General features: G+C 64.5%; 20 protein-coding genes, 1 tRNA gene, 1 pseudogene and 1 riboswitch. Of the genes and pseudogenes, 12 read left to right on the top strand and 10 right to left on the bottom strand.

The window, feature by feature from the left end; genetic code table 11:
• Positions 1 to 129: 129 nt before the first annotated feature.
• Both EEB15_RS14640 and EEB15_RS14645 read right to left on the bottom strand, forming a co-directional pair.
• Positions 130 to 1,755, bottom strand: a complete 1,626-nt coding sequence (locus EEB15_RS14640) for a 3-(methylthio)propionyl-CoA ligase (RefSeq protein ID WP_141510602.1) — start codon at positions 1,753 to 1,755, stop codon at positions 130 to 132.
• Positions 1,756 to 1,921: 166 nt separating this feature from the next.
• A complete protein-coding gene (locus EEB15_RS14645) occupies positions 1,922 to 2,392 on the bottom strand; it encodes a 2,4'-dihydroxyacetophenone dioxygenase family protein (protein ID WP_141510603.1) in 471 nt (156 codons plus the stop codon).
• A 241-nt stretch (positions 2,393 to 2,633) separates the two neighbouring features.
• On the opposite strand from EEB15_RS14645, the gene EEB15_RS14650 reads away from it, so the two are divergent.
• From EEB15_RS14650 to EEB15_RS34605, 3 genes and pseudogenes are all read left to right on the top strand, one after another.
• Positions 2,634 to 2,867 (top strand): hypothetical protein, encoded by a 234-nt coding sequence (locus EEB15_RS14650; RefSeq protein ID WP_255466332.1) that lies wholly within the window; start codon positions 2,634 to 2,636, stop codon positions 2,865 to 2,867.
• Entirely contained in the window at positions 2,864 to 3,580 is a 717-nt protein-coding gene (locus tag EEB15_RS14655) for an enoyl-CoA hydratase-related protein (RefSeq protein WP_141510604.1), read from the top strand. The genes EEB15_RS14650 and EEB15_RS14655 overlap by 4 nt, the downstream gene beginning before the upstream one ends.
• Before the next feature lie 30 nt (positions 3,581 to 3,610).
• Positions 3,611 to 3,865 (top strand): annotated as a pseudogene (locus EEB15_RS34605) (carboxylesterase family protein); the annotation flags it as partial.
• Between the two features lie 110 nt (positions 3,866 to 3,975).
• On the opposite strand, the gene EEB15_RS14665 reads toward EEB15_RS34605, so the two are convergent.
• From EEB15_RS14665 to tilS, 3 genes are all read right to left on the bottom strand, one after another.
• A tRNA-Ser gene (locus tag EEB15_RS14665) sits at positions 3,976 to 4,068 on the bottom strand.
• Positions 4,069 to 4,129: 61 nt separating this feature from the next.
• Positions 4,130 to 5,398, bottom strand: coding sequence for an aspartate kinase (locus tag EEB15_RS14670; protein ID WP_141510605.1), 1,269 nt, complete (start codon positions 5,396 to 5,398; stop codon positions 4,130 to 4,132).
• An 86-nt stretch (positions 5,399 to 5,484) separates the two neighbouring features.
• Positions 5,485 to 6,417 carry a tRNA lysidine(34) synthetase TilS gene (gene tilS, locus EEB15_RS14675; RefSeq protein ID WP_141510606.1) on the bottom strand — a complete coding sequence of 311 codons (933 nt, stop codon included), beginning with the start codon at positions 6,415 to 6,417 and terminating at the stop codon, positions 5,485 to 5,487.
• A gap of 108 nt (positions 6,418 to 6,525) precedes the next feature.
• Here tilS and EEB15_RS14680 point away from each other — a divergent pair, with 108 nt between their 5' ends.
• Positions 6,526 to 7,203 carry a TonB family protein gene (locus tag EEB15_RS14680; protein WP_141510607.1) on the top strand — a complete coding sequence of 226 codons (678 nt, stop codon included), beginning with the start codon at positions 6,526 to 6,528 and terminating at the stop codon, positions 7,201 to 7,203.
• A gap of 108 nt (positions 7,204 to 7,311) precedes the next feature.
• Here EEB15_RS14680 and EEB15_RS14685 read toward each other — a convergent pair whose 3' ends face one another.
• The 3 genes from EEB15_RS14685 to cysS are packed head-to-tail and all read right to left on the bottom strand — an operon-like array spanning position 7,312 to position 10,346.
• Positions 7,312 to 8,289, bottom strand: a complete 978-nt coding sequence (locus EEB15_RS14685; RefSeq protein WP_141510608.1) for an acetyl-CoA carboxylase carboxyltransferase subunit alpha — start codon at positions 8,287 to 8,289, stop codon at positions 7,312 to 7,314.
• A gap of 39 nt (positions 8,290 to 8,328) precedes the next feature.
• A complete protein-coding gene (locus EEB15_RS14690) occupies positions 8,329 to 8,973 on the bottom strand; it encodes a DNA-3-methyladenine glycosylase (RefSeq protein ID WP_233259487.1) in 645 nt (214 codons plus the stop codon).
• Complete coding sequence (gene cysS, locus EEB15_RS14695) at positions 8,970 to 10,346, bottom strand: cysteine--tRNA ligase (protein WP_141510609.1); 1,377 nt, start codon at positions 10,344 to 10,346, stop codon at positions 8,970 to 8,972. Before cysS ends, EEB15_RS14690 begins: the two co-directional genes overlap by 4 nt.
• 170 nt (positions 10,347 to 10,516) lie before the next feature.
• Between cysS and EEB15_RS14700 the strand changes: the two genes are divergently transcribed.
• The 5 genes from EEB15_RS14700 to EEB15_RS14720 all read left to right on the top strand — a co-directional run bounded on the left by EEB15_RS14700 (position 10,517) and on the right by EEB15_RS14720 (position 13,913).
• Positions 10,517 to 11,080, top strand: coding sequence for a tetratricopeptide repeat protein (locus EEB15_RS14700; protein ID WP_141510610.1), 564 nt, complete (start codon positions 10,517 to 10,519; stop codon positions 11,078 to 11,080).
• A gap of 68 nt (positions 11,081 to 11,148) precedes the next feature.
• Positions 11,149 to 11,832 (top strand): peptidylprolyl isomerase, encoded by a 684-nt coding sequence (locus tag EEB15_RS14705; protein ID WP_141510611.1) that lies wholly within the window; start codon positions 11,149 to 11,151, stop codon positions 11,830 to 11,832.
• 50 nt (positions 11,833 to 11,882) lie between these two features.
• Positions 11,883 to 12,389 (top strand): peptidylprolyl isomerase, encoded by a 507-nt coding sequence (locus EEB15_RS14710; RefSeq protein ID WP_141510612.1) that lies wholly within the window; start codon positions 11,883 to 11,885, stop codon positions 12,387 to 12,389.
• 7 nt (positions 12,390 to 12,396) lie between these two features.
• Positions 12,397 to 13,161, top strand: coding sequence for a UDP-2,3-diacylglucosamine diphosphatase (locus EEB15_RS14715; RefSeq protein ID WP_141510613.1), 765 nt, complete (start codon positions 12,397 to 12,399; stop codon positions 13,159 to 13,161).
• On the top strand, positions 13,161 to 13,913 hold the full coding sequence (locus tag EEB15_RS14720) for a zinc-dependent peptidase (protein WP_141510614.1): 753 nt from the start codon (positions 13,161 to 13,163) through the stop codon (positions 13,911 to 13,913). The genes EEB15_RS14715 and EEB15_RS14720 overlap by 1 nt, the downstream gene beginning before the upstream one ends.
• Before the next feature lie 12 nt (positions 13,914 to 13,925).
• Here the strand turns inward: EEB15_RS14720 and EEB15_RS14725 are convergent, their stop codons facing one another.
• A complete protein-coding gene (locus EEB15_RS14725) occupies positions 13,926 to 16,730 on the bottom strand; it encodes a DUF349 domain-containing protein (RefSeq protein ID WP_141510615.1) in 2,805 nt (934 codons plus the stop codon).
• Positions 16,731 to 17,687: 957 nt separating this feature from the next.
• Between EEB15_RS14725 and EEB15_RS14730 the strand changes: the two genes are divergently transcribed.
• The 3 genes from EEB15_RS14730 (at position 17,688) to nrdR (ending at position 20,429) form a co-directional block, all read left to right on the top strand.
• Positions 17,688 to 18,506 carry a lytic transglycosylase domain-containing protein gene (locus tag EEB15_RS14730; RefSeq protein ID WP_141510616.1) on the top strand — a complete coding sequence of 273 codons (819 nt, stop codon included), beginning with the start codon at positions 17,688 to 17,690 and terminating at the stop codon, positions 18,504 to 18,506.
• 26 nt (positions 18,507 to 18,532) lie between these two features.
• A riboswitch (ZMP/ZTP riboswitch) is annotated at positions 18,533 to 18,689 on the top strand.
• A 36-nt stretch (positions 18,690 to 18,725) separates the two neighbouring features.
• Complete coding sequence (glyA, locus tag EEB15_RS14735) at positions 18,726 to 19,967, top strand: serine hydroxymethyltransferase (RefSeq protein ID WP_141510617.1); 1,242 nt, start codon at positions 18,726 to 18,728, stop codon at positions 19,965 to 19,967.
• Positions 19,968 to 19,979: 12 nt separating this feature from the next.
• Positions 19,980 to 20,429: a transcriptional regulator NrdR gene (gene nrdR, locus EEB15_RS14740; RefSeq protein WP_141510618.1), complete on the top strand. Its 450-nt coding sequence runs from the start codon at positions 19,980 to 19,982 to the stop codon at positions 20,427 to 20,429.
• Positions 20,430 to 20,451: 22 nt separating this feature from the next.
• On the opposite strand, the gene EEB15_RS14745 is transcribed toward nrdR, so the two are convergent.
• A complete protein-coding gene (locus tag EEB15_RS14745; RefSeq protein WP_158290112.1) occupies positions 20,452 to 21,057 on the bottom strand; it encodes a GspH/FimT family pseudopilin in 606 nt (201 codons plus the stop codon).
• Positions 21,058 to 21,129 lie beyond the last annotated feature (72 nt).

Consider the following 21,129-nt stretch of genomic DNA (forward strand, 5'->3'; position numbering starts at 1 on the left):
CACTGATTTCGCTTATGGAGAGATGATAGGAAGCGAATCACATCGCGGCCATGTTCGATGCCGCCACCTTCATGTCATTTGCCGACAACCGGAGATGGGCCAAGCGGACTTCTGCGCGGCCCCTAACAATCAGACCGTCGGCAATCGATGTGCGCAATACAGTTCGCGCAACTTGGTCTTCTGCATCTTCCCAGTCGCACCGAGCGGAATCGTATCGGCGAACACCACGTCATCCGGCGTCCACCACTTCGCGATCTTTCCGTCGAAAAATTCCAGCATCTGCTCGCGCGCCAGCTCCGCACCAGGCTTTCTGACGACCACCAGCAGCGGCCGCTCATCCCATTTCGGATGCACGATCCCGATGCAGGCCGCCATCGCCACGGCCGGATGCGCCACCGCGACGTTTTCGATGTCGATCGAGCTGATCCATTCGCCGCCGGACTTGATCACATCCTTGGCCCGGTCGGTGATCTGCATGAAGCCGTCGACATCGATATTGGCCACGTCGCCGGTCGGGAACCAGCCATCGATCAACGGATTGCCGCCCTCGCCCTTGAAATAGCGATCGACGATCCACGGTCCACGCACCAGCAGTTCGCCGCTGGTCTCGCCGTCCCACGGGATTTCCTTTCCCAGGCTGTCTACCACTTTCATATCGACGCCGAACACGACACGGCCCTGTTTCGCTTGCACGGCATAGCGCTCGGCGCTGTCTTGTTCGAGGTTCCTGGCCTTGAAATTGCAAACGGTGCCCAGCGGACTCATTTCCGTCATGCCCCAGACATGCAGCACAAATACCCCGTACTTTTCCTGGAAGGTGCGCATCATCGTCGGCGGACAGGCCGAGCCGCCGATGATGGTGCGCTTCATCGTCGAGAATGTCAGGTTGTTCGATTCCACGTACGCGAGCAATCCCTGCCACACTGTCGGCACGCCGGCCGACAGCGTGACGCGCTCGCCTTCGAACAGGTCATGCAGGGACTTGCCGTCGAGCGCCGCGCCGGGAAACACCAGTTTGGCGCCGACCATGCAGGCGATATACGGCAAACCCCAGGCGTTCACATGGAACATCGGCACGACCGGCAGCACCGCGTCATGCGCAGAACAATGCAGCGCATCAGGCAAGGCGGCGGCATAGGTGTGCAGCAGGGTCGAGCGATGGCTGTACAGGACGCCTTTTGGGTTGCCGGTGGTGCCGCTGGTGTAGCACAGGCTGGAGGCACTGTTCTCGTCAAACGATGGCCAGGCAAACTGGTCGTCTTGCGCATCGACCAGGTCTTCATAACACAGGAGTCCGTCGATCTTCGATGCCGGCATGTGAGCGCGATCGGTCATGACGACAAAATGCCTTATCGTCTTTACGCGCGAAGCGATCGCTTCCACCAATGGCAGGAAAGTCAAATCGAAGAACAGCACCTGGTCTTCGGCGTGATCGGCGATGTACACGACCTGGTCCGGATGCAGGCGCGGATTGAGCGTGTGCAGGATCGAACCCGATCCCGACACTGCGTAATACAGTTCCATGTGACGGTAGCCGTTCCAGGCCAGGGTCGCAACCGTCGCGCCCGCCTGCACGCCCAGCGCCGCCAGGGCGTTCGCCATGCGCCGTGAGCGAGCCGCAAGATCGCGATAGGTATAACGGTGGATATCACCTTCGATGCGGCGCGATACGATTTCCTGCTCGCCATGGTGGCGTTCAGCGTATACCAGGAGGCTCGAGATCAGCAGCGGCTGCTGCATCATTTGTCCGTTCATTTTTTCACTCTTATGTGTTGGTCGTGGCTTTTTTCCGCAAGTCAGGGCGTATCGATGGTGTGGATTCTTCTTGCACGGATAGTCTTCTTGGTTTTTCTAGGGGGGTGGAAATACATCAAACCTGATCAGGCTTGCGTTCCGCTGCATGCGGGCGAAGTACACGAACTCAGGAAAACGCCGTCAGATCGCGCGGCGCGATGCCATGCCAACGGCAATGCGCCAGGTAGCGTTCCATCGCGGTCTTCCAGTTTTCGATGGCCAGAATCTTTCCATCCTCATCCTGGAAAAGCAGTTCGCCGACGACCACATCCAGCAACAGGACTTCGCCTTCCGTGATTCCAGTTTCAGGGGTATGGCGCGATGCAGCGGGCTCGAAGACCACACTGCCGGGGCCAGCGATCCATTCGTATTCCCTGAACTTCCAGCGGCCTTCGATGGTGTAACTGATCACGGTGCCGGACTGGTAATGCTGTGGCAACAGAACGCGCGCGGGTACGCGCATGAGCGCGATCATCTCGCCGCGTATAGGATCCAGCTTGAAGTACTTGACGAATACGCCGTCCGAATACGGCAGGAACGGTATCCACGGCAACGATTCATTGTCGATCAGTGCGGCCTGGACTTTTTCATATTGCATGGCATCTCCATTTGGCATCTTGATCGGTGCGATCCGGGCTACGCCTTGTTCACAGGTACCCTGCCTGATTCTTGTTGACGCCATCATAGAAAAGGGAGCGATCGGCGACGATGTCTGTAGCCGCCATCTGCATGTCAATTTCTGACAGGGTGCGGGAATTGATGAACTGACCTCCATCACATCGCGTCGGCTCGCGGAGGCGAGCATCGCGCCGCCTCGCTCCGTCAAATTCTCAGGCGGCCTGCCCGATGCGCGCTGGGGTGAGTCGGTGCATGCCGTAGTCGTCGCACGCCACGGGTCGGACGCGGAGCCGGAAGTACTGAAGGCTGCGTTGCTGGCCTGGTGCCGCACACACTTGGCCAGCTACAAATGCCCGCGAAGCGTGAGCTTCGTGGCCGCGATGCCTTTGTCGGCCGCGGGCAAGATCCTCAAAACCGCGTTGCGGGCTGCGCACAGGGCCGGGGTGACTGAGTGAGCGACGCCTTGCCCCCGGGCGCCATCACTTTCTCGACGGTGCCCTTCATGCGCCTGCTGGGCATCCGCCGCGAGTTCTCGCGCGACGGCCATGCGCGGCTGATCGCCGAGGCCCGACGTGAGTTGGAAAACATGATTCATGCGATGCACGGCGGGGTGGTCGCCACGCTGGTCGATGTCGTGATGGCCAGTGCGGCCGTCTCGAAGATCAATTTCGCCAAGCTGCAGCAGCCTCGGGGCCGCCGTCACTGGCCACTGATCACACATCGACAAAAAGGAATCAGGCATGAAAGTCACTGCCGCGCCCGCAGGGGCTATGAAGTCGCCAACCAGGTCGCCACGCTGACGCTGAACGACCCGGCCACCCGCAATGCACTCGGGTCGCCGATGCGCGATCTTGTCGCCGAGGCTCTGCGTGCGATCGAGCAGGACCGCAGCGTTCGTGCCGTCGTCATCAAGGGCGCCCATGCCCATGTGCGCGGCTGGGTCACCCGACTCGTCGGGGCTGACCGTGCTTCAGAACTGCTGGCCGCCTATCCAGCGGACAAATACTCGGGCCAGTACGCGCTGTCCTATGTGGTCGGAGACCTCATTACCGACAGCGGGATGCGCGGTCTCGGCGGTTGCACCAACCTGGCGCTGGCGAGATCTTTTTCGCGTCAAACGCCAACCTACTATTACCAGTTCGAGGATCCCAACCCGCCGGCGCCCTAGCCGCCGCCCGGCTATGAGTTTCGCGCCTCACATGGTCTCGATACACCGTTCACGTGGCCCGATTCGCCTCACATGGCCCAGTCCTCCTCACGGTTTAGCGAAGCGCAGCGGCAGTTGTCGAACGAGATGACCCGCTACTGGGCCGCTTTCGCCAAGAACTTCAACCCGGAGGTTCCGGGGCAGGCGGAGTGGCCTCGAATGATCGCCGACGGATCGTTGATGTCGCTGCGGCCGGGCGGACAGAGCCGAGCCACGTCTGTCGCACAGTTTGCAGAAATGCACAAGTGCGCTTTGTGGGAAAGATGCCTTGGGTGCTCGATCGCGGCGAACGCTGATCTTTTCCCAATGAAAAAGCCCCGATTGGGGGTCCAATCGGGGCTTCTCAGAAGAGTATCTGGCGGAAACGGAGGGATTCGAACCCTCGATGAGGCTCTACACCCCATACTCCCTTAGCAGGGGAGCACCTTCGGCCACTCGGTCACGTTTCCTGTCGCTCGCAATTATGCCCGAAACGGGCCGCCGGCCCAGCCAAGGGCCGATCAAAATGGCTCAGCTGGCCGGTTGATCCAGGTCAAACGCCCGGTGCAGCGCCCGGACGGCCAGTTCCATGTACTTCTCGTCGATCACGACCGATGTCTTGATTTCGCTGGTGGAGATCATCTGGATGTTGATGCCCTCTTCCGACAGCGCGCGGAACATCTTGGCCGCGATACCCACGTGGCTGCGCATGCCGATGCCGACGATGCTCACCTTGCAGATGCGCGTGTCGCCCTCGATGTGGTCCGTGCCCAGCGACGGCAGCACCTTCGACTTGAGCAGGTCCACGGTGCGCGCGTAGTCGTTGCGGTGCACGGTGAAGCTGAAGTCGGTCTTGCCGTCCTTGGAGATGTTCTGGATGATGACGTCGACTTCGATGTTCGCGTCGGCCACCGCGCCCAGGATGTTGTAGGCGATGCCGGGCTTGTCGGGCACGCTCAGGATCGAAACCTTGGCCTCGTCGCGGTTGAAAGCAATGCCGGAAACGACTGCTTGTTCCATTTGTGCGTCTTCCTCAAAAGTGATCAGGGTGCCGGACTTGGCTTCCTCTTCGATGGCGATGTCCCACGGCGTGAAGCTGGAGAGCACGCGCAGCGGCACCTGGTATTTGCCGGCGAATTCCACGGAGCGGATCTGCAGCACCTTGGAGCCCATCGACGCCATTTCGAGCATTTCCTCGAAGCTGATGCTGTGCAGGCGGCGCGCTTCGGGCACCACGCGCGGATCGGTGGTGTAGACGCCATCGACATCGGTGTAGATCAGGCATTCGGCGGCCTTCATGGCGGCGGCCACGGCGACGGCCGACGTGTCGCTTCCGCCGCGGCCCAGCGTGGTGATGTGGCCCTTGTCGTCCACGCCCTGGAAGCCCGTGATGATCACGACCTTGCCGGCGGACAGGTCGGCGCGCACCTTCTTGTCGTCGATCGATTCGATGCGGGCCTTGGTGTACGCGCTGTTGGTCTTGATCGCGACCTGCCAGCCCGCGTAACTCACGGCCTCCAGGCCTTCGGCCTGCAGCGCGAGTGCCAGCAGCGCGGAAGAGGCCTGCTCGCCGGTGGCGGCCAGCATGTCCAGCTCACGGCACATGGAATCGGTCTGCTTGGCCGGCGACAGTTCCTTGGCCAGGCCCAGCAGGCGGTTGGTCTCGCCGCTCATGGCGCTTGGCACGACGACCATCTGGTAGCCGGCGCGGTGCCACTTGGCCACGCGCTTGGCGACGTTGCGGATGCGCTCGGTCGAGCCCATGGACGTGCCGCCGTATTTGTGAACGATCAATGCCATCGGAGGGTAGAAAGTGATTGGCGCGGCGAAGAAGATCGAGGGCACCGCACGAGCGGAACCGGGGCCGCGAAACCCCGGGATTATACCTAGGCAGAGGGTGCGACCCGGAACGCGAGCGTGTCGCCGGTTCGCTCGACGAAGCCGGCGCCGACCTTGATGCGGATGTGATGGCCGCGGGTGGAACATGCCGCCACTTGAGCGAGCAGTTCGTCCAACTGCGCCGCGTTGGGCTGGGTCTGGTGCGCCATGCGCAGCCAGTGCCGCAACAGGTTGGCCTGGCGCGGCCGATCGAGCGCTCGCAAGGCCGCGATGCGGGGCGGCTCGCCCACCTGCGCCAGGTCGCCAGCCGCCACGGCAGTCAGCAGTTCCTGCGCCTGCGCCGCATGACGCGCCGAGCGCGCAAATGTCTCGCGGAACTGCGGAAAGGCCTTCTCCAGCGCGGGCAGGAGTTCATGGCGGATGCGGTTGCGCGTGAAGGACGTGTCCGCGTTGGTCGTGTCTTCGACGAAGGCCGCGTTTCGTTCGCGCAGCCACTCCCGGATCGCGGCGCCGCTCGTGCCCAGCAAGGGCCTTTCGAACCGCATGCCATGCCGCTCGAAGCGGGCCGGCATGGCCGCCAGCCCCGGCAAGCCCGCGCCCCGGCTCAACGCCAGCAGGATCGTTTCGACCTGGTCGTCGGCATGCTGGGCGAGCCACACGCTCTTGAGCCCCGCGGCCGATGCGGCCTGTGCCAGCGCGGTGTAGCGGGCCTTGCGCGCGGCTTCTTCGGGGCTCTGGCCGGGCGCGTTGCGCGCGTCGACCATGGCCACATGCAAGGGCACGCTCAGAGCGTCGCAGGTCTTCTGGCAGTGGTGCGCAAAGTCGTCAGCGGCCGCCTGCAGGCCGTGATGCACGTGGATGGCGTGGATCTGGCCTGGCCACGCCTGCGCCGCCGCCCACAGCAATGCGGTGGAATCGGCGCCGCCGCTGAAGGCGACCGCCGCCGGCAAGTCGGGCTGGAAAGCGGGGCTGAGCAGCATGGGCAGATTATCCGGGCCGGGGGGTTCGGACAGACGGCATCCACATTTACCCGGGGTGGGCTTTGCGGGACCCGCCCATAGAATCCCGGGCGCATCAAGAGGTAACGCATGCAAAAGCAGACTATCGGCGCCAGGGCCCACAAGGCCCGCAGCGTCTGGGTCCTGATCGCAGGACTGGGTATTGCAACCGGGGGGATGGTCACAGGGCCCAGCACTTGGGCCCAGGCGCAGGCACCCCTGCCAGGCTCCGCAGCCAGTGACGCGCCAAGCGAAGCAGCGCGGCGTGCGGCGTCCAGCCCTTACCGCTTCATCCTTCTGAATGCCAACGCGCCTTCGCGCAAGCCGGCGCCTGCGCCCGAAGCGAAGGCCGAGCCCAAGCGGCCCGCGCCGGCCCCGGTCGAGCAGGCGGCCCTGCAGCCGCGCGTCGCTCCAGCTGCGCCGCCTGCTGTGGAAGTGCCGGCCCCGCAGCCCGCACCCGAACCTGTGGCGGCCCTTGCACCGAAGCCGCCGGCGCCGGCACCCATCGTGGCCGTCCGCCGCGAGATCATCCCCATCCGCACCGACGAGCCGCGCCTGTCCTCCGCGCTGATGCGTGAGCGGCCGTCGGGGGTGGTGAAAGTGGCCTTCGATGTCATGCCGGACGGCTCGACGGGCGCGGTGAGGGTGCTTGCTAGCACCAACCGAGACCTCAACCGGGCATCGGTCGATGCGGTGTCACGATGGAAATTCCAGCCGGTCGACGAAGTGCTGACCGTCGAAACCGAGCTGGCCTACAAATATGAGTAACACCCCCGAAGCGCCCGCGGCGATGCCCCCTCGGGCGTTGCCCTCTCCCCCTCAAGGGGGCACCACCAGCGGCCCGGCAAAGCCGGTTCCGCGGTGGTTCTGGCGAAATCAACGCGCTTCGGCCTTGGTGTCGGTAAATCGGCCGTAGCTTTGCAGGCGCTCGTAGCGCCGGTCCAGCAGCTCACGCACTTTCAGGTCGGCCAACTGGCGCCACGCGTCGTTCAACGCGCGCTTCAGGAAAGCGGCCATCTGCTTGTGGTCGCGATGCGCGCCGCCCACCGGCTCGTTCACGATCTTGTCGATGAGGCCCAGCGCTTTCAAGCGGTGCGCCGTGATGCCCATGGCGTCCGCCGCATCCTGCGCCTTCTCTGAAGTCTTCCAGAGGATCGACGCACAGCCCTCGGGGCTGATCACCGAATAGATGGAGTACTGCAGCATCAGCACCTGGTCTGCCACCGAGATGGCCAGCGCGCCGCCGGAGCCGCCCTCGCCGATCACCGTGGTGATGATGGGCACTTCCAGTTGCGCCATCTCGAAGATGTTGCGGCCGATCGCTTCGGACTGGCCGCGCTCTTCGGCGTCGATTCCCGGGTAGGCGCCGGGCGTGTCGACGAAGGTGAACACCGGCAGCTTGAACTTCTCGGCGGTCTTCATCAGGCGCAACGCCTTGCGGTAGCCCTCGGGCCGGCTCATGCCGAAGTTGCGCAGGCCACGCTCTTTCGTGTCGCGGCCCTTCTGGTGGCCGAGCACCATGCACGCATTGCCGTTGAATCGTGCAAGGCCGCCGACGATGGACAGGTCGTCCGAGAAATGCCGGTCCCCGTGCAGCTCGATGAAATCGGTGAAGATTTCATTGATGTAGTCCAGCGTGTACGGGCGCTCCGCATGCCGCGCGATCTTGGTGATCTGCCACGGCGACAGGTCGCTGTAGATGTCCTTGGTGAGCTGCTGGCTCTTTTTGGAGAGCTGGTCGATCTCTTCGGAGATGTCGACCGCCGACTCCGTCTGCACATAGCGCAGTTCTTCGATCTTGCCTTCGAGTTCCGCGATCGGCTGCTCGAAGTCGAGGAAGGTCTTCTTTGCCAAGGTTTGCTCCTTGTCTTTTATGGGCGTAGCCGCTACGAGTCAATACTCGACGGGTAACGGGTCCAACGAGCGCCAAATATACCAAGTTGCGACACTGCAATACGGAATCCAGGCGGCGGCCACTTCGCGGGCGTCGCTGCGGCTGACCGGGTCGCCTGAAAAGTAGTTGCGGCTGATGCCGTTCAGCAACCCGATGTCGTCCAGCGGCAGGACGTTGGGGCGCATGAGGTGAAAGATGAGGAACATCTCGGCCGTCCAGCGGCCGATGCCGCGGATGCCCACCAGCTCGGCAATGATTTCGTCATCGGTCATCGCCTGCCAGGCCTCGACGTGGATGGCGCCGGAATCGAAATGCAAAGACAGATCGACGAGGTACTCGATCTTGCGCGCCGACAGGCCCGCGGCCTGCATGTCGTCGACCTTGAGCTTGAGCACGTTGGCCGCCGTCATCTTGCGCGGCAGCTTGGCGAAGCGGTCCCACACGGTTTGCGCCGCCTTCACCGAGATCTGCTGGCCCACGATGCTGCGCGCCAGCGTCGTGAACGGGTCGCCGCGCGACTGCAGGCAGGCATCGCCGAACTGCGGGATCAGCCGCTTCATCACCCTGTCCTTGCGGGAAAGGTGGCGGCAGGCCTCGTCCCAGTACTCGGGCGTGGCCTGCACGATGTCCGCAGGAGCGCTCAAGAGGCGGCCTCCCAGGTGGTACCGGTGGGCGAGTCCTTGAGGACAATGCCTTGTGCCAGCAGGTCCTTGCGGATCTGGTCGGCCTTTGCGAAGTCTTTGGCGCTTTTCGCGGCGGCGCGTTGGGCGATCAGGCCGTCGATGGTGGCTTCGTCGAGCTGCGTGCCGGCGCGCAGGAAGGCCTTGGGATCGCCCTGCAGGATGCCCAGCGTGCCACCCAGCGCCTTCAGTAGGCCGGCGTGCTGCGGCGACTTCGTGCGGTTCACTTCCGCTGCCAGCTCGAACAGGACGGCGACTGCATCGGGCGTGCCGAAATCGTTGTCCATCGCGGCCTTGAAGGGGGCGGCAAACGGTTCCGCCCAGTCGATCCGCGCGTCGGCGGGCGCGACGAGGTCCAGCGCCGTGTACAGGCGCTTCAGGCTCGCTCGCGCGTCGTCCAGGTGCTTGTCGCTCCAGCCCAGCTCGCTCCGATAGTGCCCACGCAGAAGGAAGAACCGCACGGTTTGGGGATCGTAGAGCTCAAGCACTTCCGGCAGCGAGAAAAAGTTGCCGAGCGACTTCGACATCTTCTCGCCGTCGATGTTCAGGAACCCGTTGTGCATCCACACATTCGCGAGCGCGTCGCCGAACGCGCCTTCGCTTTGGGCGATCTCGTTCTCATGGTGCGGGAAGACGAGGTCCGTGCCGCCGCCATGGATGTCGATCGGCTGGCCGAGGATGGCGCGCGCCATCGCCGAGCACTCGATGTGCCAGCCGGGCCGGCCGGGGCCGTACGGGCTTTCCCACTTTGCATCCTGCGGCTCCGTGGGCTTGGCGCTCTTCCAGAGCACGAAGTCGAGCGGGTCGTGTTTGCCTTCAAGCACGGCAACGCGCTCGCCGGCACGCAGCTCATCGAGCGACTTTCCGGAGAGCTTGCCGTATCCCGGCAGCGCGCGCACCGCGAAATTGACGTCGCCGCCGTCCGCGCGGTATGCGAGGTTCTTCTTCTCGAGCTGCTCGACGATGCCGATCATCTGCGGAATGAAATCCGTGGCACGCGGGTCATGCGTGGGCCGCTGGATGCCAAGCGCGTCGTAGTCGGCGTACATCAGCGCGGTCATTCGCTCGGCCAGCGTGCGCACCGGCTCGCCGTTTTCCACGGCACGGCGGATCATCTTGTCGTCGATGTCCGTGATGTTGCGCACGAAGGTGACGCGCAGGCCGCCGGCTTCGAGCCAGCGCCGCGCCACGTCGAACGCCACCGCCGAGCGCATGTTGCCGATATGCGGGCGGTCGTAGACGGTGACGCCGCAGACGTACATGCGGACGTGCCCGGGCTCGATAGGGGAAAATTCTTCCAAGGCACGCGTCAGCGTGTTGTAGATGCGCAGGCTCATGGATGGGTGGCGGGGGCCGGTCCGTGGAAACGTGCTCGGATCGGCACTTTGGAATTGTCTTGCAAGTTCGGGGGTTGCCGGGGCTGCGCACGCAGAGCCGGCGGCTACAATGCGTCGCAGTATATAGCCCCGAGTAAGGGCTGTCACAAGCCCCGATTCACCCGAGGTTCATGCCGCATCCACACCCTCCCCTGCGCCGCGCCGTTCGCCTCGTTGCCCTGGCGTTGGCCCTGTGCGCGACGACCGCTTTTGCCGACGATTACGCCGACGTCTCGCAACTGATGCGTTCGGGACAGCATGCGCAGGCCATGGTCCGTGCCGACCAGTACCTGGCCGCCAAGCCGCGCGATCCGCAGATGCGCTTCCTCAAGGGCGTGCTGCAGACGGAAATGGGACGCAGCGCGGATGCGCTCGCCACATTCACCAAGCTCACCGAGGACTACCCCGAGCTGCCCGAACCGTACAACAACCTGGCCGTGCTGCACGCCGCGCGAAGCGATTTCGACAAGGCGCGCGCGGCGCTCGAAATGGCCATCCGGACCAACCCCGGCTACGCCACCGCCCACGAAAACCTGGGCGACGTCTATGCGCGGCTCGCCGCCCAGTCGTACGGTCGGGCACAGCAGTACGATGCCGCCAACACGACCGTCGGCCCCAAGCTGGCGCTCATCCGTCAATTGTTCCCGCCGGCAGCGCGCGGGGCAGCCCAGCCGGCCAAGGCTGCGGGTTCATAACTCGCGGCCCCGGTGGCGAGACATCGCCGCTACCATGGGCCATCGATTCCTGAAGGAGTAACCAGCCGATGAAGTTCATCAATAGCCGCCACGCGGCCCTCGCGCTCGCACTGGGCGTGGCGCTCGGTGCGGGCACCGCACAGGCACAAGATGCTCCGAAGGTGAAGTTCGCCACCAGCGCGGGCGACATCGTCGTCGAGGTGTATCCCGACAAGGCGCCGAAGACTGTCGAGAACTTCCTGCAGTACGTGAAGGACAAGCACTATGACGGCACGGTGTTCCATCGCGTCATCGACAACTTCATGATCCAGGGCGGCGGCTTCGACGCGAGCTACGTCCAGAAACCGACGCGCCCGTCCGTCCAGCACGAAGGTCAGGAAGCGCTCGCCAAGGGCGGGCCAAAGAACCTGGCCGGCACCATCGCCATGGCGCGCACCAGCGAGCCGCACTCGGCCAGTTCGCAGTTCTTCATCAACGTGAAGGACAACCCCAACCTCGACCCGGTGGTCATCCCGCCCGGCGACCCGGTGCCGCGGTTCGAGTTCAAGGGCCGCGTGTACGAAAACGTGCCGCGCTCCCAGCTCGCCGGCAATCCGCAGCTGTACGGCTACACCGTGTTCGGCAAGGTCGTCTCGGGCATGGACGTGGTGAACAAGATCAAGGGCGTAGGCACCGGCCCCGCCGGCCCGTTCCCCGGCGATGTTCCGCGCCAGCCCATCGTCATCACCTCGGCCACACTCGTTAGCAAATAACATTGCGGGACAGATCTTCAGCTCTGTCCCCAACTGATCAAGGAACCCATATGAGCAACCCCAAAGTCGAACTCCACATCGTCAACTACGGCGTCATCACCCTCGAGCTGGACCAGGAGAAGGCGCCCAAGACGGTGGCCAACTTCCTCGCCTACGTGAACAAGGGCCACTACGACCGCACGATCTTCCATCGCGTGATTCCCGGCTTCATGGTCCAGGGCGGCGGCTTCGAGCCCGGCATGACCCAAAAACCCACCGACGCGGCGATCGAGAACGAAGCCAACAACGGGCTGAAGAACGACAAATACACGGTGGCGATGGCGCGCACGCAGGCCCCCCATTCGGCCAGCGCGCAGTTCTTCATCAACGGCGCGAAGAACGACTTCCTCAACCACACGGCGCCTAGCATGCAAGGCTGGGGCTACGCCGTGTTCGGCAAGGTCGTGGGCGGCACCGAGGTCGTCGACAAGATCGCGGCCGTGAAGACCGGCAACAAGGGCGGCCATGGCGACGTGCCGACCGAAGACGTCGTGATCGAGAAAGCCGTCGCACTCTAAGGTGCGCATGCCGGCCGTACCCCCCATCGCGGAGCTGCAGGCGCCGCCTTCGTGGCGCACGGTCGACTTCATTTCGGACCTGCACTTGCAGTCGTCCGAGCCCGAGACATTCGAAGCCTGGCGCGCCTACATGGGCAGCACGCCGGCGGACGCAGTCTTCATCCTGGGCGACCTGTTCGAAGTGTGGGTCGGCGACGACGGCGCGCAGGAGCCGGGCTTCGCGGCAGACTGCGCGGCCGTGCTGCAAGCGGCTTCGTCACGCCACGCCCTGTTCTTCATGCATGGCAACCGCGACTTCCTCGTCGGCGAGGGCTTCATGCGCGCATGCCGCACCACGCTGCTGCAAGACCCGACGGTGCTGGGCTTCGACGGCAAACGCTGGCTTCTCACACATGGCGACTCGCTGTGCCTGGCCGATACCGACTACATGAAGTTTCGCGAGCAGGTGCGCGCGCCCCAATGGCAGCGCGAGTTTCTGGCGAAGCCGTTGGTTGAGCGCCGGGCGATTGCACGAGGTATCCGCGAGCAAAGCGAGTCGCACAAGCGCTCGGCGGAGGAATACGCGGACGTCGACAGCGCCGAAGCGCTGGCATGGATGGAAGCCGCCGACGCCCAGGTGATGATCCACGGCCACACCCACCGGCCCGCCGAACACGCGCTGGGCCTGTGGAGGCGCACCGTGCTCAGCGACTGGGACGCGGCCGCGGTCCCTGGGCGCATGGAGGCGCTGCGGCTCACGCCCGGCAGCGTCCAGCGCATCGCTCTTTCCTGATGTTCGGCTGGCTGCGCAAACGCCAGGCGCCGCCGTCGATTCCCGACGGCTTGTGGCAAAGCGTCCTGGCGCGCTACCCCTTCATCGCCGCGCGGTCCACCGAAGAACTCGTGCGGCTGCGCGAGCTGGCGGCACGGTTTCTCGCGGACAAGGAATTCCACGGGGCGCACGGTTTCGTGATCACCGACTCCGTCGCATTGGCGATCACGGTGCAGGCGGTGCTGCCGGTGCTGAATCTCGGCCTGCATTGGTACGACGACTTTGTCGGTATCGTGGTGCACATCGATGAAGTGGTCGCGCGCCGCACCGAAGTCGATGAGGACGGCGTCGTGCATCACTACGACGAGGTACTCGCGGGCGAGGCGATGGAAGGCGGGCCGGTGATGCTGAACTGGCGCGACGTCGACGAGGCGGGAGCGAGCGCCGAGGCCGGCTACAACGTGGTGATCCACGAATTCATCCACAAAATCGACATGCGAGACGGACGGCCCGACGGCTGCCCGCCATTGCCCTCGCGCGCTGCGCGCGAACAATGGCTGAACATCATGCAGGTGGAGTTCGAGGCGTTTCGCGAGAAGACCATCGTCGCCGAACGCTTCGGCGGCGAGCCCACCTGGCTCGACCCGTATGGCGCGACGTCGATCGACGAGTTCTTCGCCGTCGCCTGCGAGGCCTACTTCGTCAATCGGGGGCGGTTCGACACGGAGTTTCCGTCGCTCCCGCCCCTGTTCGACAGTTTCTTCGGGGCTTGAGGCCCCGGCCGGTCAGCGGCGCAGCAAAGTCTTCAAGACCCCTTGCAGCCTGCGAGCCGAGCCCGCTTCGAACGGGCTCTCCAGCACCTTTGCCGCATCCTCGCCCCAGGTCTGCGCCGGCGAAGGATCGTTGCGCTTGGTGAGCAACTTCAATTGCAGTGCTCGCCGCGCGTTGATCTGGTCTGCCGGCGTGGGCGCCTCCGCGGCGATTTCCAAACGCAGCAGCGCCTCGGCGGCATCGCCCGAAGGCGCGGCACCCAACGCCTTGACCCACGCGCCGCGCACAACCGGCGCGACACCCTTGCCCAATTCCTGCTGGCTCGGCACCTGCTCCGCGGAGCGCTGCTCCCACGCTGTCATGAGCTGCGTCAGTGCTTCGCCGTGCGCCTGAGCGGCCAGCTTCTTGAGCGTGCTCTGCGCATGCTCCAGTGCTTCGCGTTGCGCCCGAAAGGCGACGTCGCCAAGGCGCGGGCCACGGTCTTCCATCGCGGGCCGGTCGCCGAAGCGCCCGCCACCGAAGCGGCCGTCGCCTCGCGCGTCGCGCGGGGCGCCGCGGTCGTCACGCCGCTCGCCGAACTTGCCGCCGCCGGGGGCGCCCTTGCGGTCGCCGAACTTGCCGCCGCGTCCGGGCGCCATCGGCTCAGCCCTCTTCCCGCCGGGACGATCGTCGCCGCCCCGCATGGCGATGACGGGCTTGGGCGCCGGCTTCGGAGGCGCAGCCGGTTCCGGCACCGCGGTATCTTCGGATTCGGCCGCCGCAGATCCCTCGGCGGCCTCGGCGTCACCCGAAGCTCCCGCCGATTCGTTTGTGGCGGACGGGGCAACTTCATCGGACGGGGCATCGCCGGCGGGCGCCTGCGACTCCGGCGCCACCAGCGCGGGGCCGGCCGCCTGCACAGCGGCCGCTGCCTGGGCTTGCCCATGCAGCGCTGCTTCCAGGGCTGACATGGCGGCTTTGATCTTCTGCGCGTCGCCGGTGGCGTTGGCTGCCTCCAGCGCCTTGGATGCTTCGAGCACCACGCGGTCGCGATCGCTCAGCGCCGTGGTGGCCTTTTCGCGCTCTTCGGTCTTGCGGTTGAACGCCTCGTCGATCGGCTTGCGGAAAGCGTCCCACAGCTTCTGTTCATGCTTGCGGTCCAGCGGAATCGTCTGCGCCTCGGCCTGCCAGTGCTGCTGCAGTGCGCGCACCGCGTCCACGCGCAATTGCGGGGCGGCGCCCAGCGCCTTCGCCTCGTCGATCATGGCGTGGCGGCGCTCGAGGCTTTGCTTCTGCTCGGCTTCCAACGGCGCGGCGGCGCCCTGGATCGCAGCCTTCCACAGCGGCTGCATCTCCGCGAATGCTTTCTCGCTCAGGTGGCCGGCCTCGCGCCAGCGGTTTTCGAACTGGTGCAGGATGCGGTTGAAGCCCTTCCAGTCGCCGTCTTTCGCGGTGGCGTTCTCGGCCGCCCAGGCTTTCACCTCTTCGATCAGCGCCAGGCGCTGCGCCTTGTGCTCGGCCGACTCGGCCTTGACCTTGTCGAGCCACGCTTCCACAACCTTGTACGCCTCATTGCAGGCGTCGTCGAAGCGCTTCCACAGCGCGTGGTTCGGCACGCCGCCCTGGTCGGTCTGCTTCCACTGGTCGCGCAGCGCCCGCAGCTGCTCTTGCATCTTTCGGCCGCCATAGCGGGGCTTACGCGCCCCGCTTTCCGATCCCTGGGGCTTGGGCGGCTGCGGCTCCTGGCCTTCCACCGGAGCAGGGTGCTCGAACAGCGATTCGGCCTTGGCCACCAGTTCCTGGCGCAGCTGGTCGGCACGCCAGCGCTGCCAGCCTTCGAGTTCGCCCGCTGCGGCGAGCGCCGCGTGCGCCTGGTTTTCCAGCTTGTCGTCGATCTGCTTGCCGTGCTCCTTCAATGCGTTGCGCAACGCGGCGGCGGCGCCGGCGCTGGCTTTGCCATGGCCTTCGGCGATTTCCTGCTCGAGCTTGGCGAGGACTTCACGCACCGCGTCGTTGGCGCGCTTGCGCAACTCCGGATCGACCTTGGGCCGGGAAGGCTTGGGCGGCGCTTCCACGGCGACACCACGCGCGGCGCGCAACTCGTCGGCCCAAACGGGTACTGGCGGCAACGGTGCGGCAGCGTCCTGCGCAGCAGCGACGGCTTGCGCCAGCGCGCTCTGGAAAGCATCCCACACCATCTGCAGCTGCGTGCGCGACGCTTCCAGCAGCGGAGGGAATTTGGTGTCGACGCTGCCCCAGTTGGTGTCTTGCAGCAAAGCCTCGGCCTGCGTTTGCCAGGCCGGGACGTCGCCGGCCAATGCCTCGGCCGCGCCCTGGGCGTCACGCCAGGACTTGGTGGACAGCACTTCGATGCGCTGGGCCAGCAGCACGGCGGCTTCACGCTGAACCTGCACCCGATGCTGCAAGTCTTCGATGCCCTTGATGCGTTCGGCCAGTTGGGCTTTCAACCCCGCCAGCGGTTCACGGCTGAGCGGCGCACCGGCCTTGGCTGCATCACGCTGCCAGGCCATCGCGTCGGCGATGTTCAATTTGGATTGGGCCAGCAACGCGCCCGCCTTCTCGGCCCATTCGGCGGCGATGGCCTCCTGGCCGCGGCTGCGCTTGATCTCGTCGAGCCTTTCGCGCAGCAGCTTGGCGGCGCCCTTGTCCCGCCCGCTCAGCTCACGGAACACCTCCTGCATCTGCTCGACGCTGGGATCGGAGGCCAGCCAATCGCGCACGCGTGCAGCGCGCTCGCCGGACGTGGGTGCGGTAAACGCGCCCCCGGTGAGGGTGTCGAGCGAGCGGGTGTCGTTGGGTTTCAGGGTAGCTTGGGTCACTGGGATACTTGGAGTGCGTTGAAAGATGCCCTCGCAAGGAGGGCAAACCGCTATTGTCGCCGCGAACCGCCGTCCGGCGCTGCCGCCACAAACGAGAAAGCCCGGACAGGTAGCTAAACCGCCTGCCGGGCTTGACGGCTGACTTGAAGTCTTTCGCCGCCTGGGTTCGCAACCTAGGAGTTTTGACGTCCCGGGTTGCGCCGGAAGCAAGAGATTGCTTCCAAGAGGGGCCGGGGCTACCGCACGAGGCGGCCCTACCGGCTAATGCTCGATTGCTCGAGCCCCATTAAGTTAGGTGACCCGTCATCCCTTTTCAATGCAGCGTTTTCAATGGCGCAGCGCAGCATGATTGCGGATATTGCCTTGACAAGCTTGCTGGACGGGGGACCAAAACCAGAGGCATTGCCGGATCACCGTCGGGCAGTTAGAGGACCCTGCCAAACCTTGTTACCCGCCTGTTTCTGGACGAGCGGTCAGTGGACAGTGTTTTTTTGCAATGTGGAAGTGGCAGCCCGGGCTGGTTTGACGTGTCAAACCAGCGAATTCGCCTACAGGCCTTTTCCACTCTTTGTTTGACGCTCTCTTTTTAGGAGCGGTAACCTGGCGGTCGCGATCCTGTCAGGCAGTTCCGACAGCCGAAAGCGATGGAAACCGACGTGAAATAGTGCCCCAAACGCGGTAAATTGATGATTCATTATGTAATTTATGAATTAAAAATCGGATTGATATTCTTGACCTGTTATTAGCTGGGCACCTAGAATTCGCCCGTCCCCAGCAAAAGTACTAGGGACAACCCGAATCCGCTGCCGAACCCGGCTAAGTCGAATTCGCTGCGATGAGCCCCTAAGTGGCTCCCGGCAAATTTCGATGGCGTACCAATCCAAACGAGGAGCCTCGCGGTGTGGCACTGCCAACAGCAGTGTCGCGACGCAGGCCCGCGCGTAGAAAGGAAGTGCTATGACAGCGTTAGGAAAAACAGCCCAGGGCCTGCGAACCTTCGCATCCGATATCGCCCAAGGCTTTTTTGAGATCACGCACAACGGCTTTGCCCTCGTCGGCCTCGCCACCGTCTTTTGTGTGATCACCCTGACTGCCCGTCCTGACCTGCGTCAGGCCGGCGAGACCAAACTCATGAGCTGGCTGCAAGAGCGCCAGGCGGCTGCCGTGGGCATGCCGATCGAACTCGATGCGATCGACCGCGCCACTGCGGCCAATCCCAGCGACTTGCCCAAGCAGCAAGCCGCCGTGGCCTATTGGCTCAGCAAGAAGTACCGCGTGGCGCCGGAACCCCTCAGCGCCTTGGTCGCCGAGGCGTATGACATCGGTTCGCGCGAAAAGCTCGACCCGACGCTGATCCTCGCGATCATGGCCATCGAGTCCGGGTTCAACCCGTTCGCCCAGAGCCCGGTGGGTGCCCAGGGGCTGATGCAGGTGATGACGGGTGTCCACAAGGACAAGTACGAGAACTTCGGCGGAAAGCACGCGGCTTTCGACCCCGTGACGAACCTTCGGGTGGGAGTCAAGGTGCTGCAGGAGTGCATCCAGCGCTCGGGCTCGCTCCAGGCTGGCCTCAAGTTCTACGTGGGCGCCGCCAACATGGAAGACGACGGCGGCTATGCCGGCAAGGTCATGGCCGAATATGCGCGCCTGAAGCTAGTGGCCGCCGGACGCGCCGTGCCGCTGGCACAGCCGCAGCCGCCGGTGGTCCGCACTGTGGCGCCGGTCGAGCCGGCCCCCGCCCCCGTCGAAGAAAAGGTCGCGGCGGTCTCGTCCTGACCGATTTGCCGGCGCTCCGCTACACTTGCGGGGTGCGCGACTGGCGATAGGCCCGGAGCCCCAAGGGGCGCCCGTGCTGACGTGGAGACTACCGCAGGGCTACCTGCGACACCACTGGGAAGCGTGCCGCCGAATGGTTTTCGTTGACCATTTGGTGTTCAGCCGTTCGCCTGGGCAGCCCTTGTTTTCATACAGGGACCACCGTCTTAAAGGACTGCCATGTACAACCGCAACATCCTCGTCGAGCAAACCGATCCCGAACTCTGGGCCGCCATCCAGTCGGAGAACAAGCGCCAGGAAGAGCACATCGAGCTGATCGCCAGCGAGAACTACGCCTCCCCGGCCGTCATGGCCGCCCAGGGCACGCAGCTCACTAATAAGTACGCCGAGGGCTACCCCGGCAAGCGTTACTACGGTGGCTGTGAATTCGTCGACATCGCCGAGCAGCTGGCCCTGGCCCGCGTCAAGGAACTGTTCGGCGCCGAAGCGGCCAACGTGCAGGCCCATTCCGGCGCCCAGGCCAACGAAGCCGTCTTCCTCGCCTTCCTCAAGCCCGGCGACACCATCATGGGCATGAGCCTGGCCGAAGGCGGCCACCTCACCCACGGCATGGCTCTCAATATGAGCGGCAAGTGGTTCAACGTCGTCTCCTACGGCCTGAACGAGAAGGAAGAGATCGACTATGAAGCGATGGAGCGCAAGGCGCACGAATCCAAGCCGAAGCTGATCATCGCCGGCGCCTCCGCGTACTCGCTGCGCATCGACTTCGAGCGCTTCGCGAAGGTGGCCAAGGCCGTCGGCGCCATCTTCATGGTCGACATGGCCCATTACGCCGGCCTGATCGCCGCTAGCGTCTACCCGAACCCGGTCCCTCACGCCGACGTGGTGACCTCCACCACCCACAAGAGCCTGCGCGGCCCGCGCGGCGGCATCATCCTGATGAAGCCCGAGCACGAGAAGGCGATCAACAGCGCCATCTTCCCCGGCCTGCAGGGCGGCCCGCTGATGCACGTCATCGCGGCCAAGGCCGTGGCGTTCAAGGAAGCGCTGCTGCCGGAATTCAAGACCTACCAGCAGCAAGTCGCCAAGAACGCGCAAGTCGTCGCCGAAACGCTGGTCCAGCGCGGCCTGCGCATCGTGAGCGGCCGCACTGAGAGCCACGTCATGCTGGTCGACCTGCGCGCCAAGGGCATCACCGGCAAGGAAGCCGAGGCCGTGCTGGGCGACGCCCACATGACCATCAACAAGAACGCCATCCCCAACGACCCGGAAAAGCCGATGGTCACCAGCGGCATCCGCCTGGGCACGCCGGCCATGACGACCCGCGGGTTCAAGGAAGAAGAAGCGCGACTCACGGCCAACCTGGTGGCCGACGTGCTCGAGAATCGCGACCCGGCCAACATCGCCGCGGTGCGCGAGAAGGTCAACGCCCTCACCCGCCGCTTCCCCGTCTACAAATGACGGGCCGCTGACATGAAGTGCCCCTTCTGCAGCAACGCCGACACCCAGGTGGTGGAAACGCGCGTCGCGGAGGACGGGGACTTCATCCGCCGCCGGCGCCAGTGCGCCCATTGCGAAAAGCGATTCACCACCTACGAGCGGCCCGACGTCACCTTCCCGGCCGTCGTCAAGAAGGACGGTCGACGCATCGACTACGAGCGCGCCAAGCTGCAGGGATCGTTCAATCTGGCGCTGCGCAAGCGCCCGGTCAGCACGGAGCAGATCGACAGCGCCGTGGAGCGCATCGAAGAGAAGCTGTTGAACCTTGGCGTGCGCGAGATCCCGTCGGCACGCATCGGCGAACTGGTGATGCGGGAGCTGAAGAAGCTGGACAAGGTGGCTTACGTGCGGTTTGCGAGTGTCTATCGCAGCTTCGAGGACATCGACGAGTTCAAGACGCTGGTGGATGAGGTGCGGCGGTAGGGCCCCGGCACCCTCGTCGTTGTCATTCGCAAGTCGCTACCTGCGACTTCTGCACGCGAGCCCGCCCTGCGGAGCTGAGGATAATCTGGCGTGCGGGCCCGCTGTCTGGAGACTGATTGCACAGCGTGATGGTGCCCGCCTGGAAGCCGCCACCCACCAGTTTGGTCGTTCCGTTCGGCGCATACGAGATGTAGCGCACAACGTTCAGGTTGCCCGTGACCCGCAAGTTGCCAGCCAAGGCCTGCTGCCGATGGGCGATTGCTTCACCTTCTTCGCGCATCCCGTTGTTGTTGGCGTCGTGAAAGACCAGCCAGCCCTGCTCCCAGCCGCCAGTGGTGGAACATGTCAGGCCGTCAGACGACTTGCAGAGCACCACGCGACTGTGCCGCTTGACCGCCTCGCTGCGGGCAATCAGGAACCCCGCCAATAGGTCGTTGGACGCCGAGCTCAGTTCGACTGAGCGAACCATGGACTTCATGGTTGGCACGCCGATTCCCGCCAGGATGGCCAGAACAGCCATGACGATCAGCAGCTCGATGAGCGTGAATCCCCGGTTACGCCGGCGCGGCGTGCGCGAGGCAAAGAAGCTGGCCGGGGTACGAACGAAGGATGATGTGGAGGTGTTCATGGCTATGAAGATTAGCCAGAACAACCTCAATCAACATCGGAAAATTAACCTATTAGTTCTGTGAACTATTGC

Source organism: Ramlibacter sp. WS9 (genome assembly GCF_003797765.1).
Lineage (GTDB): Bacteria > Pseudomonadota > Gammaproteobacteria > Burkholderiales > Burkholderiaceae_C > Ramlibacter.

What these genes read in the sequence shown, in the direction of transcription:
- EEB15_RS14640 (WP_141510602.1), bottom strand. Translation starts at nt 1,755, where the DNA reads ATGAACGGACAAATGATGCAGCAGCCGCTGCTGATCTCGAGCCTCCTG.
- EEB15_RS14645 (WP_141510603.1), bottom strand. Translation starts at nt 2,392, where the DNA reads ATGCAATATGAAAAAGTCCAGGCCGCACTGATCGACAATGAATCGTTG.
- EEB15_RS14670 (WP_141510605.1), bottom strand. Translation starts at nt 5,398, where the DNA reads ATGGCATTGATCGTTCACAAATACGGCGGCACGTCCATGGGCTCGACC.
- tilS (WP_141510606.1), bottom strand. Translation starts at nt 6,417, where the DNA reads ATGCTGCTCAGCCCCGCTTTCCAGCCCGACTTGCCGGCGGCGGTCGCC.
- EEB15_RS14680 (WP_141510607.1), top strand. Translation starts at nt 6,526, where the DNA reads ATGCAAAAGCAGACTATCGGCGCCAGGGCCCACAAGGCCCGCAGCGTC.
- cysS (WP_141510609.1), bottom strand. Translation starts at nt 10,346, where the DNA reads ATGAGCCTGCGCATCTACAACACGCTGACGCGTGCCTTGGAAGAATTT.
- EEB15_RS14700 (WP_141510610.1), top strand. Translation starts at nt 10,517, where the DNA reads ATGCCGCATCCACACCCTCCCCTGCGCCGCGCCGTTCGCCTCGTTGCC.
- EEB15_RS14705 (WP_141510611.1), top strand. Translation starts at nt 11,149, where the DNA reads ATGAAGTTCATCAATAGCCGCCACGCGGCCCTCGCGCTCGCACTGGGC.
- EEB15_RS14710 (WP_141510612.1), top strand. Translation starts at nt 11,883, where the DNA reads ATGAGCAACCCCAAAGTCGAACTCCACATCGTCAACTACGGCGTCATC.
- EEB15_RS14715 (WP_141510613.1), top strand. Translation starts at nt 12,397, where the DNA reads ATGCCGGCCGTACCCCCCATCGCGGAGCTGCAGGCGCCGCCTTCGTGG.
- EEB15_RS14720 (WP_141510614.1), top strand. Translation starts at nt 13,161, where the DNA reads ATGTTCGGCTGGCTGCGCAAACGCCAGGCGCCGCCGTCGATTCCCGAC.
- EEB15_RS14730 (WP_141510616.1), top strand. Translation starts at nt 17,688, where the DNA reads ATGACAGCGTTAGGAAAAACAGCCCAGGGCCTGCGAACCTTCGCATCC.
- glyA (WP_141510617.1), top strand. Translation starts at nt 18,726, where the DNA reads ATGTACAACCGCAACATCCTCGTCGAGCAAACCGATCCCGAACTCTGG.
- nrdR (WP_141510618.1), top strand. Translation starts at nt 19,980, where the DNA reads ATGAAGTGCCCCTTCTGCAGCAACGCCGACACCCAGGTGGTGGAAACG.
- EEB15_RS14745 (WP_158290112.1), bottom strand. Translation starts at nt 21,057, where the DNA reads ATGAACACCTCCACATCATCCTTCGTTCGTACCCCGGCCAGCTTCTTT.